Source organism: Methanobrevibacter sp., assembly GCF_045120835.1.
Lineage (GTDB): Archaea > Methanobacteriota > Methanobacteria > Methanobacteriales > Methanobacteriaceae > Methanocatella.
Genome location: NZ_JBGVFE010000048.1, coordinates 1 through 13,254, shown reverse-complemented (window position 1 = coordinate 13,254; position 13,254 = coordinate 1). Strand labels below are relative to the sequence as shown.

General features: G+C 33.2%; 10 protein-coding genes. 3 read left to right on the top strand and 7 right to left on the bottom strand.

All coding sequences use genetic code 11. The features are described from left to right. Positions 1–49: 49 nt before the first annotated feature. Positions 50–1,975: a MutS-related protein gene (locus ACJMLO_RS05305; RefSeq protein WP_405294642.1), complete on the top strand. Its 1,926-nt coding sequence runs from the start codon at positions 50–52 to the stop codon at positions 1,973–1,975. A gap of 26 nt (positions 1,976–2,001) precedes the next feature. Here ACJMLO_RS05305 and ACJMLO_RS05300 read toward each other — a convergent pair whose 3' ends face one another. From ACJMLO_RS05300 to ACJMLO_RS05280, 5 genes are all read right to left on the bottom strand, one after another. Then, positions 2,002–3,240, bottom strand: a complete 1,239-nt coding sequence (locus tag ACJMLO_RS05300) for an MFS transporter (RefSeq protein ID WP_405294640.1) — start codon at positions 3,238–3,240, stop codon at positions 2,002–2,004. A gap of 204 nt (positions 3,241–3,444) precedes the next feature. Then, on the bottom strand, positions 3,445–4,812 hold the full coding sequence (locus tag ACJMLO_RS05295; RefSeq protein WP_405294638.1) for an MFS transporter: 1,368 nt from the start codon (positions 4,810–4,812) through the stop codon (positions 3,445–3,447). Positions 4,813–4,920: 108 nt separating this feature from the next. Then, positions 4,921–5,742: a DUF4013 domain-containing protein gene (locus ACJMLO_RS05290; RefSeq protein WP_405294636.1), complete on the bottom strand. Its 822-nt coding sequence runs from the start codon at positions 5,740–5,742 to the stop codon at positions 4,921–4,923. A gap of 102 nt (positions 5,743–5,844) precedes the next feature. Further along, positions 5,845–6,678, bottom strand: coding sequence for a DUF4013 domain-containing protein (locus tag ACJMLO_RS05285; protein ID WP_405294634.1), 834 nt, complete (start codon positions 6,676–6,678; stop codon positions 5,845–5,847). 387 nt (positions 6,679–7,065) lie between these two features. Continuing rightward, positions 7,066–7,545, bottom strand: a complete 480-nt coding sequence (locus tag ACJMLO_RS05280; protein WP_405294632.1) for a DUF308 domain-containing protein — start codon at positions 7,543–7,545, stop codon at positions 7,066–7,068. 336 nt (positions 7,546–7,881) lie between these two features. Between ACJMLO_RS05280 and ACJMLO_RS05275 the strand changes: the two genes are divergently transcribed. Then, entirely contained in the window at positions 7,882–8,676 is a 795-nt protein-coding gene (locus ACJMLO_RS05275; protein ID WP_405294630.1) for a hypothetical protein, read from the top strand. Positions 8,677–8,709: 33 nt separating this feature from the next. Here ACJMLO_RS05275 and ACJMLO_RS05270 read toward each other — a convergent pair whose 3' ends face one another. Next, a complete protein-coding gene (locus ACJMLO_RS05270) occupies positions 8,710–10,671 on the bottom strand; it encodes a phage holin family protein (protein WP_405294628.1) in 1,962 nt (653 codons plus the stop codon). Positions 10,672–10,948: 277 nt separating this feature from the next. Next, positions 10,949–12,250 (bottom strand): hypothetical protein, encoded by a 1,302-nt coding sequence (locus ACJMLO_RS05265; RefSeq protein WP_405294626.1) that lies wholly within the window; start codon positions 12,248–12,250, stop codon positions 10,949–10,951. A 175-nt stretch (positions 12,251–12,425) separates the two neighbouring features. On the opposite strand from ACJMLO_RS05265, the gene ACJMLO_RS05260 reads away from it, so the two are divergent. Beyond that, complete coding sequence (locus ACJMLO_RS05260) at positions 12,426–13,229, top strand: DUF4013 domain-containing protein (protein WP_405294624.1); 804 nt, start codon at positions 12,426–12,428, stop codon at positions 13,227–13,229. Positions 13,230–13,254: the final 25 nt, after the last annotated feature.

Below are 13,254 nucleotides of genomic sequence, written 5' to 3'. Positions count from 1 at the left end.
TTGAATATTTATTAAGATACAAATTATTTCTACAAAAGGGTTTGGTAAAATGTGCGGAGAAAGAATTACATTGCAAAATATAAAGGGAATTGGGGACAAAATCTCTGAAAAAATACTGAATAGTGTTGGAGGCGAAGAGGAACTTCAAAAGATAGTTGATAATGTTGATGTCGAAAAAATAGCAAATATTGAAGGTATCAGCCAGAGAAAAGCTATTGAAATAATGAACCAGCTATTGAATAATCCGGAATATGAATTCATAAAAAGTGACAGAGCAATGGAGCTTTATGAAGACATCATAAACAAGATTTTAGATTATTCAAACACTTCATACTCCAAAAACAGGATTTTGCTACTCTCTCCCTCAAAGAATATGGACAAGATTAATGCCAACCTTGATTTTGTAATGGATGCCAAAGAGCATGTCTCCAGACTTCCAATCATTAAGTTGAGGGGACTGATGAAAAACCTGAAGGAAGTCGAAGAGGCAAAAGCTGAATATGACCCAAGCAAAGCCATCATCGTTGAAAGTGAAGAGGACAATTCTTACCTTACCGATTTGGGTCTAAACCAATATTATCCCATCATTACTGCTAGCGATTCCCCATTGCTTAAAGAGGAACTTATGAATTATGATTTGGTATTCTACGTTTACTCACAGGGGATACTTGATTTTGAAGGAATGCCAAACCTTATAATGATAAACATCGATGAAAACGATTACGAAATTGTTCCCGAAAAAATCATAAACTTCTTTATCCAAAACAAGGAACTGTTCTCAAGGGTCCATGAGATACAGAAAATCAGAAACAATGAAAGTGTTTTGGGAGAAATCATTCCAATAATTGATGAGTTAAATATTATTGACAAAAGGGAAGTTGATATTGAAAAACTTGTCTATTCTCTAAAAGAGGATATGGATAATGAGCTAGAAAAATCGATTAAACAAGTTGATCTTGAAGGAGATGAAATACTCAACCTATTAAACAATAACTTCCCTCCAAAGATTAGTAAAATATTTGACGAAATTATTAGTAAAAGAAAGGAAATTATCCGCCAGGAAACCGGATTGAGTTTCGACCCGTTTCTTAGAACATACCCCATTCAGATTGATGACAGCGAAATCGAAAGGGTGAGCCTGGAACAATCATCCAAAAAAGAAAACGATATTTTCGACATTAAAAAAACCGCTGCAATTGAATTAAACTCAATTAAGGAAACGGCCATACAAGAAGTTAAGGATACCATTAAATTTGACTATGAATTTAGTTTAGGTAGCTTCGCTTATGAATACGGACTGTGCAGACCCCAATTCAGTGATGAGATAAAATTAAAAGGAGCATTGCACCTGGAACTATCACTTGAAAAGGATAAGGATCATGTGCAGAAGGTAGACTACCAATTAACCCAAGATGAGAACATTGCCCTTTTAACCGGAGCAAACAGCGGAGGAAAAACAACCCTGCTGGAAACACTCACCCAAATATCAATTATGGCACAAATGGGCCTTCCAGTAAGTGCCGACAGTGCCGAAATAAAATTATTCGATGAAATTTACCATTTCTCAAAGAAGAGATCTCTTGATGCAGGAGCCTTTGAATCATTCTTAAACGTGTTCATACCAATCGTCACCACAGATAGTGAAAAGTTAGTACTGCTTGATGAACTAGAGGGAATAACCGAACTTGATGCGGCAGTTAAAATAATCTCAACATTTATAGATATGATAAAGGAATCCAATTCCTATGGAGTTATCGTCACTCATATGGCTAGAGAACTGATGAACTACACTGACATTAGAGTGGACGGCATTGAAGCAAAGGGACTGGATGAAAACTATAATCTGATTGTCGATAGAACCCCGAAAATGAATTTCCTTGCTAAAAGTACTCCCGAATTGATTCTAAAAAGAATTTATGAAAAATCAGATGATGATTTAAAAGCAGTATATGCCAGAATTTTAGAAAAATTCTAAAAACACCACATACTACTTTGTTCTATTTAATTCAGTTCATTGATACTTCTTCCTTTTGTTTCAGGGAATGTCCAAATCCAAATGCCGCAAAGCATAGCAAATACTGCGGCAATTGCTATTCCATAACTTAAATCGAAATATGTTGCAACGATAGTTATTATTACTGGAGTAATGAACTGCGCTCCCCGTGCCAGATTGAATACGGTTCCAACGGCAGTGTTTCTTATTTTTGTTGGGAACAATTCTGAAAACAGTGCGCCAAATCCTCCGAAGAATCCTGTTCCAAAACCTGTCAGGAACATGAAGACAAAAATTAAATTCGGAACGGCATCGATTTGGTTCCAGCAGAGAGTTATCATGGATATGCTTATGGCCATGATGAAACTGTATATTGTAAATGCCGGACGCCTTCCAACCTTTTCAGCTACAAAACCAAAACTTGTATACCCTAAAAAGTCTCCACTTTGGATGATTATAATTCCGATTGTAGTGCTGATTAACGCCAAACCCCTTTCCTGTTCAAGATATGTTGGCAGCCATGAATATGTAAACCAATATGCAGACATACCAAATACACACAATATTAAAGATATTAGGAATATTTTTCTGTACTCCCTTGAAACTAGCTGTTTAAACTCGGAAAAAATACTCTTATTAACGTATTTGTCCTTATTTTGAATCCAAACATCTGATTCATTAAGATATTTCCTTATGAAAATTACTATGAGTGCAGGAATTATTGAAACCAAAAATGTCAATCTCCATCCAATGATTGGACTTACCGTGCCTCCAACAATTGAAGCCAGAATCACTCCTACGGGTGCTCCGGATTGCATAAAAGCCCCAAATTTAGCTCTCAAATTATCCGGAAATGTTTCATTGATATAAATCTGACCAGTAGCCCATTCTCCACCGACACCCAAACCGGTGATGAATCTGAATAGAACCAATGAATAAAAAGACCATGAGAAAGCAGACAACATCGTACCAAAAGAATAAATCATAATTGTCCATTGCAATACTTTTTTACGACCATATTTGTCTCCTAAAGCTCCAAAAATGATTCCACCTAGACCTGTAGCAAATAATGATATTCCAAGACACAAAGAAAGCATTTCTGCTGAAAAATGAAGGTCGGTTTGAAGCTGAGATATCAGAAAAGTGAATAACACCAAATCATAGAAATCAAAGACCCATCCGGCCCAGCTCAGAGCAAATATCCTATAGTGATTTTTATCAAGTTTTGTTTTTTCATTCAGCAACATAATTCTTCAACCCAATGCGTTAACTATTAATTAATTAAACGTTGGACAATATATATCTTATTAATTTAATTCTCACCGCAGATATTCATGAAGCCCGTTAAGTTCTCCTTTTGTACCCATACCAAGTTTTACAAAATTTGTTCCAATTGCGCCGCCACATTAGAGTAATTTAGAAAATTGGAGAGCATCATAATTAAAAAGAAGTCATGCTGATTTATCTTTAATTTTACTTAAAACCAATAGGATTATCGAGGATATTCCTAAAAACATAACTATCGACAGCATGATTTTAGAGGATGTTATGAACGAAGGAACGTTATCATTAAGGGCACTTGAGGTCCCTAAAATGAAACCACATATTATGGAAAATAGCGAGAGACTTATGCTTTTTCCAACATCCTTGCTTGTGGAAAGCATTGCAGATGCATCAGACAAGTCTTTTTGATCTACAATTGTCAATACAAAACGATTATTTGGTGATGAGAACAATCCATGTCCAATTCCCTGGAGGACACAAGCAATTAAAAGCGCATAAACCGGCACAATGTCCATGAAAAATAGGATGGCCACAGTAATTACAATAAATGTTAAAGCAATGGAAGAAATAGTGCGTTCATCTCTTTTATCGGATAATTTTCCTGCAAATGATGAGACTAATACTACTGCAATAGGTGTTGAAAGCAAGAACAGTCCTGTAAAACGGGCATCATATCCTAAAGCGTTTTGCAAATAGAGATTTAATATATATGATGTTATAAATGTCATGAAATACATTACAAAAGCCGAATAATTGCCTAAAACATATTTGAAATTTTTCAAAAGATTCAGGTCAAATACTGGATGTTCTTTATTCTTTTCGACTTTGAAAAATATGATTAGCATAATGATACTGAGAATAAATATGAAAATATTATTGTTGTCCAGTTTTACAATACCATATAAAAACAGACCCATAAAAAGAACATAAATGATGGAACCTATATTGTCTGTTTGTTTAACGTCATCAGTATGCCACTCCTTATCTAGTTTAACTAATATCAGTAGTGTGATGATGTATACTGGAATCAATATTAGGAAAACCGCCCTCCAGGACAAGTAGTAAACAACAAGACCCGATACTGAATTGGACAAACATAACCCAATGTATCCGCAAGATCCCATTATTCCTAAAGCGTATCCTAACTTGTCGGAAGGAAGCTGTATTGCAACAATAACGTACATTGCCCCATTAATGATTGCGGTTGCAATACCCTGAATAATGCGGGAAAGAAGAAGTGTGTTGATATCGGTTGAGAAAGCGGAAAGCAATAATCCTACAGTCATCAATACTATACTGTATTTGAGATATCTTCCAATTCCATATTTTGAAACATATTTTCCCAAAGGCAGCATCAACGATACCGAGGTTATTAAAAAAACTAAATTGATAGCATTTAGCATTTCAACAGATAAATGCAAATCTGACTCAATTGTGGGAAGCGCTACCGTAACCATATTTGCAATGAACTGAACGCAAAATAACAATAAGCATCCAAGAATCATTACCCATTTATCTTCAACTTCTTTTTTCATAGATATTAAAATATTAATTTATTTCTCTATATAATACTTTTTTATAATGAATTAACAGATAATCTGATTCTCTATTTTACTTACGGCGGAGTTTATTATTTTTAAATATTAAACTATATCTGAATATAACAATCCAAGAGATCTGTAAGTGAATAATGCTATGTATGGCACGATTATGATATTAAGAATAGATAAAACTACTAAATGATCAAAGATAAATGTTAAAACGAATTCAATACAGGTGACAATCACAAATATTGCTAGAGACAATAATAATAACTTGCCTATACCGATTCTTGTTATGTCTTTTGCGGCTGCATAAAGATTTAAAGCTTTTCTTAAACTACCGGTATGTGCCAATCTTGCTTCAGACATGGCCTGGAAGAATGAAAAGACTAAAAATACCATCATGCCTCCTGAAAAGGTAAGGGCAAAAGAAATAAATAATGGGAATGAGGAGTTAAATATTGCATCTGCAACTGTAGCTTCTCCCGTAATTATAGATGGAGCCTGTAGAATTATTGCCTGAGCAATATCAAAAAGGTTGCCGAAAAGATTTGTAAGTAAGGCTATAAATAAGATAACTATTGCAGGGACTATAAAGTAGAATATTGTGATAACGATTTTACTAAGACCGGTTCTCCAGTTTTCATACCATTTAAAATCAGGAAAGTAATCTTCCATTTCAACCCCAGTTTTAATACACTGAATTGATATCCTACGAGTAATAACTCCGATTATAAATGCAATTAAAAGATATATTCCGCCAATCACCAGATTCCAAAGATCAACAATTCCAAATATTACAGTCACTACTCCTTCAAAAGTAAATGCTGCAGAAAATAATAATAAAATGGCATAGATTGATAATGTTTCTAAATTTTTTGATGGAAATAATATTGCATTTTCAATTATTTCTCTTATCTCCATATTAACATCCTTTGAATATTTATTATTAATTAATATATTTTAAAAAAATGATATTTAAGTTTTTGTGCGATTTTTTAAAAAAAGACAAAAATAACTCAAATATTAAACTATATCCGAGTACAATAGTCCGAGCGCTCTTTGAGTGACCAATACAAAGTAGGGAGTTATTACAATACTAAAAGTTAATAATAAAAATGGATACTTATTTAAGATAATTGCTAAAAGTAACTCAATAACAGCAATAAGTGCGAGAACCACTAAGGTCACTATTATTACTTTGCCCACACCAATTTTTTTCATGTCTTTCGCTGATTCAAAAATGTTTAAAGCTTCTTTTAAACTGCCAGTATTTGCCAATCTTGCTCCCGCCATGGATTGAAGGAATGAAAAGACCACGTACAAAACTAAAGCTACAGTGACTGTAATGGCTAAAGAATTCGCAAAATTGCTTAATGTGTGAGATATGGCATTAACTGCAACATCTACAGGGCCGCTCATAATGTAAACGTTGAATGCCTGCAAAACAACTTCCTGACAAACAGCTATAGCATTGCCAAAAAGATTTGCACCATACCCTACAACTACAACAATCAATGCAGGAATCATATAGTAGAATATTAAAACAACTGCATTGTCGAAACCGGTCATAAAATCTTCATACAATTTAAAGCCCGGAACATTCTCGTCATGTTCAATTCCGGATTTAATAATTTTGATGTGGTAACCGGAGATTAAAATGCCTATTATAAATGCAATTAAGAAATACATTCCACCAGTCAAATAATTCTCTGAATCAATTATTCCAAATGCATTTGTTAAAACTCCTCCAAGAGCGAATAATACTATAAGAACTGACAAAAGAAGATAAATTGCATATCTTCCAGTATTTTTTGATGGAAATAGAAAGGCATCCTTAATTATTTCTGTTATCTTCATTTAAATCTCCTCCGACAATTATGTATAAACAACTTCACTATCAAAAGTCTATATATCATTATATATTTAAATTAAGGATATAAATAGTTTTAGGGAATGCTTTAGAATTGTATAGATGAAGAATTTGGCTCTTGAAAATGAATTTAATTACTAATTAAAAAATTAAAAAAATGAAATGGAATAACTCAAAAGCGAGTTATTCTGCCCTACGGATTTTGTGTTGAAATTTATTTCTTTTTGTGTTGAAAAGCTATCGTTAATGTATGTGGGCAATACATATTGAAAAAGAATGAATATGGTTAATAAGTAGTTAAAAGCGTGTAGAATAAAAAAAGATTAATGAAAAATTTTAAAAAAATAAAAGCAATCAAAAAAGATTGCTTAATATTATTCGGCAGTATATATTCTGATACCTTGGATGATTAGACATATGCCTATAAGAATTGCAGCATAAATTGGGTTAGTAAGTGAGAATCCTCCAAGGATAAATGCTACAATACCCAAAATTATTATCAGTATTGAAGCAAGTTTTGATACTCCCTCTCCTGAAAATATTCCAGCGATACCTAATAGGACCATTAGAATACCAATTATATAGAATTGTAATCCTAAAAGGAATGATAGTGCATCAATGTTGAATATGAATAATAAACCGAATATGATGGCCAGAATTCCAATAATAATATTAAATGCTGAAAATCCAGCAAGGATTGATGCTATACCTAGGAACAGTAAACTTACTCCAATAAGGATGGATACGAATCCAGAACTAAAAATAGGGAAAATTATAAAAATTAATCCTAAAATTATTGATAGTATTCCAGATGCTTTATTAGCTTCCATATTTTTTCCTCCTAATTTTTTCATGCTCACCTTTCAAGTGAAAATATAAAAATTCAAAAAGCGTGATGCTTTTTACATATTAAATTATCTTAAATATAATATTTAATATTTGTTATAAAAGGGGATTATCATAATTGTTTTGTGTCGATGTAAAAGTTGTTGGCATAATATGTTAATTAAAACAAAAGTTTTCTACTAACAATACTTTTAATGAATTAAATCGGATTTGTGGCAAGATTATTAAAATCAACATTAATTTAAACTATATTCATTCCATTAAGAGATAATCGTCGCTAAATCATCAATCCGTTCACAATGGATTATATAAAAGTTATTATATATGAATGATAAACTATATGTATGGAAGTTTTTATTATTTATGAATTTTTTGTTGCAATTTTAATATTTGGCGTGTTGTTTGCAGTTGGAAAATTTATCTGTAAAAAATTAAATGCAAGTGGGAGTAGGGTTTTAAATCCACTTGAATATTTCCCCGAAGAAGAATTTCAAACATTAAAACAAGTCTTTTACTTGATAATGATGTTAATATTCTTCGTTCTCATATTATACATAATCATAGTCAGAGGAAATGATTTAATAGGCATTGCTGTTGTACAGGTGATTGTATCATTATATGTTGCTTTAACTTTAGATTACAGTGCTTGGAACAATAAAATATTGTTTTTCTTATTAATACCCTATGAAACTATAGTATTCATTGTTTTTAATGAATCTGCTGGAATATGGTTATTCAATGCAATGCACATTCTCGTTTATGCCTATCTGATGAAAGTATATTTCGATAAATTCAGACAGTATACTCAGACAAACAGTCTTGGAATTACCATTATACTCTTGTTCTCTATAATTTTTGCCAGTTTCATTATAACCATATTCGCAGAGAATGTTGATCCTTTAAGTTCATTGGTCATGGTTTCAAATGCATTTACAAGTAACGGTTATGCAATACTCGGTAATACCGGTATAGGTAAACTCACTGCAATAGTTTTGGTTTGGGGAGGATACATTATATCCGGTGTAAGTACCGCCACATTGACTGCAGCAATTCTTTTAAGGCATAATAAAAAACGTGAAAAAGAGTTAAACAATCGTTTGGATGAATTGGAATCATTAATTAAAAATAATCAAAAATAAGATATTGATAATTTCAATATCTTATCCATAACTTTATTTTTTTAATTCAGCTAAATTTTCTTTTAACAGTTTATAAATGTTTTCTGCACCGATGATTTCATCATCACTGACTTTCCAGCTTGAAGGGTATAATATGAATGGTTTGGATTGGTCTCCACCGGCTCCACCATGGCTTCCAACTAATTCTTCAAAAGCGCATACCTCATCTGCTTCTTCATCATAAAAACTGTTTACTAGAATATCTGGAGTATGTTCAAATGAACTGGTTCTTTTTAAATGTCTAACAATATTGTCTCCAAATCCTTCAAGAGGGTTTTCACCTTCAATTTCGCCACTGTCAAGGTAATAAGTTCCGTTTTTACCGATAGCCAAATCACCATGCTCCTGGGATTTAACTAAAATAAAGCCGACATATTCATTATTTGTAATGCCAGGTATCAGTTCAGGGAAATAACTGTTAAGTTCCTCGTATGTTAATCTTTGACTCCATTGTGTCAGATAAATCATTGCAAGATTGCCTGAAGCCAATACGATAACTTCGGAGTCACTTAATTCCTGTTGTTCTTTTTCTTCTTTTTTAATTTTTTTCTTGTCTCTTGAAAATGGAGAAGATCCTGCAAAGTGGTCTTCATCTGAACTCAGTTTTGCAAACATTGTCATGTCTTCAGGAAGCAATGATTTGACAAAGTCTTCAAATGTTTGACCATATCTTTGGGTGAATGTGGCACCATTTGTCTGGCCATGATCGGATTGAATCACAAACTGATAGTCCCTAGGGCAGTATTTATTCGCATCGGTTAAATGTTTAATCTGTTTGTCCATTTCCCTTAAGGCGAACCATGCGTCACTATCCCTGACACCGGAGTGGTGTGCTATTTCATCATAACCAAGGTATGTTGAGTATGCAACGTCAACATCTCCAACCATCATGTCTCCGATTAGTGTTGAAGTGTTAATTTCTCTCATGAACACGTTTGTAGCCGCTCTTGTTGGAATGTAGACTATTCCACGTTTTATTCTTGGTCTGACATTTCTCAATGAATGTGTGATTTGTGACCAGATTTCGCGTATGATGTCTGCAAGAAACAAAGCAATTATTCGTGCAAAATTGCTGGGATTTGAGAATACTGAATACCATGCCTTATTGTATAATTTTTTAAAGTCCATGATCTTACTGAATGTAAATATTACATTATCAGTATCTCCTGAGAACAGATTTGATCTGCTTGCACCATTGTCAACAAGCAATCCGTTTCCATCTGAAATCCTCTGTTCCAATTCAGGCACTTTACTTATTCCGGAACATTGCATCATCTGATTGCCATTGCTCTTTTCTATCCATCTGAATGCAACAATGCCTTCATTATTTCCATGAAGTATTCCCGCTTGGCTTGCACCGGTTTGGGAAGACAGATCAGTTTCCCACTTTCTAAGTGTGTAATGGTTACTGTCAATCATGTTTTTCATTGTCGGCATTTCTCCTCTTTCGATTGCTTCACATAAGACTTCGTAGGCAAGCCCATCAATTTCAACAATTATTACTCCAGGGTAATCTTTAATTTCAGTTTTTCTTTTCTTTTCCGCATCTCTTAAAACAGACCGGTAATAAGAACTGTCATCATCAATTGTTATTAATGCTGATAGTATGGTTGTAACGGCCGCCATAGCCAATGGGGCAAGAATCATTGCAGCACCTTTGATTTCTATATCAAATAGTGGTGCGAAAAACTGAAGCAAAAGTCCATTTAATATTAATGCACCTACACCGAAGGTTAAAACTAAAAATGGCATTGCTATTCTTGTTAAGATAGGCCAGAGTATTGCATTTACTAAACTGATAAAGAGTACCAAAACGATTATGTCATCAAGATACCTCGCTTCGACTCCCAATCCTAAAAAACATATCAAGTATATTCCCAGGACATTTCCAATGAATACAATTAAACTTCTTTTGAAATTTCTTTTGGGTGTTTGTTTTTGATTAATAACTTCCATACTACTCCTTTGTTATTTATTTATTTTATACTTTTCAATTTGTTTTTGTGTATTTGGGTAGGTAACTTTCACTGCATTTTCTATTGGCCCCATCTAGATTAACTACAATTTTTTCCACTTGAGTGGGTCTTGCTTGAACAGTGGAAATGGTATTGGGTAATCAGTATGAGGGGATAAACATTTTTGCCTCTGCTGTTTTGGCCATGTGAACAGCCTGTCAGTAATTGCGCAGATTAGGATATTTGACCATTAAAAAAAGAAATGAATAAGATGAAGATTATCTTATTCGGTTGTAAACAAATGCTCCGATTGTAATGATTACAAAGGAGGTTATTATAATTGCTCCATTTTTGATAACATTAATCAGGTAACTGCCGGCTGATTTCAAGAAGTCTAAAATCGCCTGAATTAATGATAGGATTTGATTGATTAGATCAATAATGAAATCTATCAGACCAAACAGCAATCCTAAAAGTTGTTGTATAAGTGAAATAATTGCTGAGATAAGTCCCATAATGAAATTCAATATTGCTCCAATTAAGTTTATAATCTGTTCAATGAAACCTAATATAATGCCAAATAATTTTAAGAGCCCGTCAAGCCCTTCCCATATCGATGCAAGCATATCTAAAAGTTGTTCAAGGGCATCCATCAAAGACTGAATTCCCATCATTATGTCCTCAAACAGATTTGTCAGTTCATCCAAAGCATTGGCAAACAATAGAAATCCATTTATTAATGTGTCGATAATAGGTTTCCATGCATCATAAAGTGCATTGGCAAGGGATGCGAAATCATCATATAAATTATTTAGGAATGTGGCGTTTGTTTGATTATCTGCTGGCTGAGCGATATTTGTAATGTTGGTTTTATTGGTAATGTTTGTTGTATTTGTTACATTAGTTAAATTATTGGTTTGATTTATGACTTTTTCGTCATCATTGATGGTTCTAAATGATACTGTATATGCAAAATAATCTGATTCATTGCCAGATACAGATTTTAAAACTTCAAAACTAAAAACAGCTTCAGTATGGTTGTTTATTTTTTCAGGGTTGCTTACTTTCCCGTGTGAAGCTGCAACCGCTTCACCGACCTTGGTATTGGAGGAACCGGTTTTAATAAAATCTGACATTATTCTTCCAATATGGTCTGTTGAATCCAGTTTGTAGCATTCGATAATCGCCAGTTTCAGGGTATTTGAATGTCCCGCCCTTGATGCAGAGGCATGTTTGAATTCATCTCCCGGACTTGCGGCAGGTTTTGAATAATCAAGCCTAAATCCTCTAAAACCATCGCTAAATTTAATGTCATTTCCCTTTCCTTTAGCTAAAATGTATTTCTTTTTGGATTTATCGTCCGTTTTGTTTTTATCTTTTGTCTTCTTGTCAGCGGTCTTATTTTTGTCGACTTTTTTGTCATCATCCACTTTTTTGTCATCGACGTTATCATCATCGATTGTTTTGTCATGATCTGTTGCATTGTTGTCATCATGTGTGGCATTGTCCGCTACGACAATGGTTAAAAAACAAAAGGAAACTAATATAACAAGAATTAATGTAACTATTTTTTTGTTCATGTTATGCCTCTATATTGATATTTTATATTTATTCATATATATTAAGATTATGGCATTTTTGGATAAAATTAACGTAACATTATGTTATTAGTTGTCTATTCGGCCAATACTTTAAATTTTAAATACTATTATCTAAAAATATATATCTATCAAGCAGTTAAGTTATGTGATAAAAATGAATTTACGTGAAATTATAATGGACGCTATTAAATATCCTATTAGCGATACTCGAAAATTTTTAATATTCTGTGCTTTAATTATTCTAATGAGCTTATCAACAGTTCTTCCATCATATGGCATTAATGATGGTACTTTATCCATTATTTTAAGCCTTGTGACTTTAATTGTTTCCTTTATTGTTTTAGGGTACTCAGTTGATGTCATTAAAGGTGGAACTGAGGGTGATGATACACTTCCTGATTTTGATTTTGTAAAACAATTTGTCATGGGTATTAAGGCATTGATTTTGGAGATAATCTATTTCATCATACCTTTAATCATTGTCATAATTGTCGCTTCCGCAACAGGACTGTTTTCCTCATTCACCAATATCGTATATGCAAGCATTGACGCTATGGCCAATAATGCAACCGACCTGACTATGATAGTCTCAGCAATTCCACAGTCAACAATGAACACATTCACCAATGCGTTAACCATTACTTTAATTGTTGCAATTATCCTATTCATCATATTTTCATTGATGTCATTTACAGGACTTGTCAGATTTGCAAAATCCGGAAGCGGAACTGAAGGTCTGAGATTCAGATCAATAATAAGGGACATGTCAAAAATTGGCTTTGTAAAGATTATAGTTACATTGATTGTAATTTATATAGTTGCATTTATTCTCTCAATTGTTATCGGACTAATCGGGCTGATTCCATATATTGGAGTTTTCATAAGCATTTTTGTAGGAGTACCGTTTATAATCTTGTTTTTATACAGAGCTGTCGGTTTATTATATGCTGATGCATAATATTAAACCATTTTTTTTCTTTTTA

What these genes read in the sequence shown, in the direction of transcription:
- ACJMLO_RS05305 (WP_405294642.1), top strand. Translation starts at nt 50, where the DNA reads ATGTGCGGAGAAAGAATTACATTGCAAAATATAAAGGGAATTGGGGAC.
- ACJMLO_RS05300 (WP_405294640.1), bottom strand. Translation starts at nt 3,240, where the DNA reads ATGTTGCTGAATGAAAAAACAAAACTTGATAAAAATCACTATAGGATA.
- ACJMLO_RS05295 (WP_405294638.1), bottom strand. Translation starts at nt 4,812, where the DNA reads ATGAAAAAAGAAGTTGAAGATAAATGGGTAATGATTCTTGGATGCTTA.
- ACJMLO_RS05290 (WP_405294636.1), bottom strand. Translation starts at nt 5,742, where the DNA reads ATGGAGATAAGAGAAATAATTGAAAATGCAATATTATTTCCATCAAAA.
- ACJMLO_RS05285 (WP_405294634.1), bottom strand. Translation starts at nt 6,678, where the DNA reads ATGAAGATAACAGAAATAATTAAGGATGCCTTTCTATTTCCATCAAAA.
- ACJMLO_RS05280 (WP_405294632.1), bottom strand. Translation starts at nt 7,545, where the DNA reads ATGAAAAAATTAGGAGGAAAAAATATGGAAGCTAATAAAGCATCTGGA.
- ACJMLO_RS05275 (WP_405294630.1), top strand. Translation starts at nt 7,882, where the DNA reads ATGGAAGTTTTTATTATTTATGAATTTTTTGTTGCAATTTTAATATTT.
- ACJMLO_RS05270 (WP_405294628.1), bottom strand. Translation starts at nt 10,671, where the DNA reads ATGGAAGTTATTAATCAAAAACAAACACCCAAAAGAAATTTCAAAAGA.
- ACJMLO_RS05265 (WP_405294626.1), bottom strand. Translation starts at nt 12,250, where the DNA reads ATGAACAAAAAAATAGTTACATTAATTCTTGTTATATTAGTTTCCTTT.
- ACJMLO_RS05260 (WP_405294624.1), top strand. Translation starts at nt 12,426, where the DNA reads ATGAATTTACGTGAAATTATAATGGACGCTATTAAATATCCTATTAGC.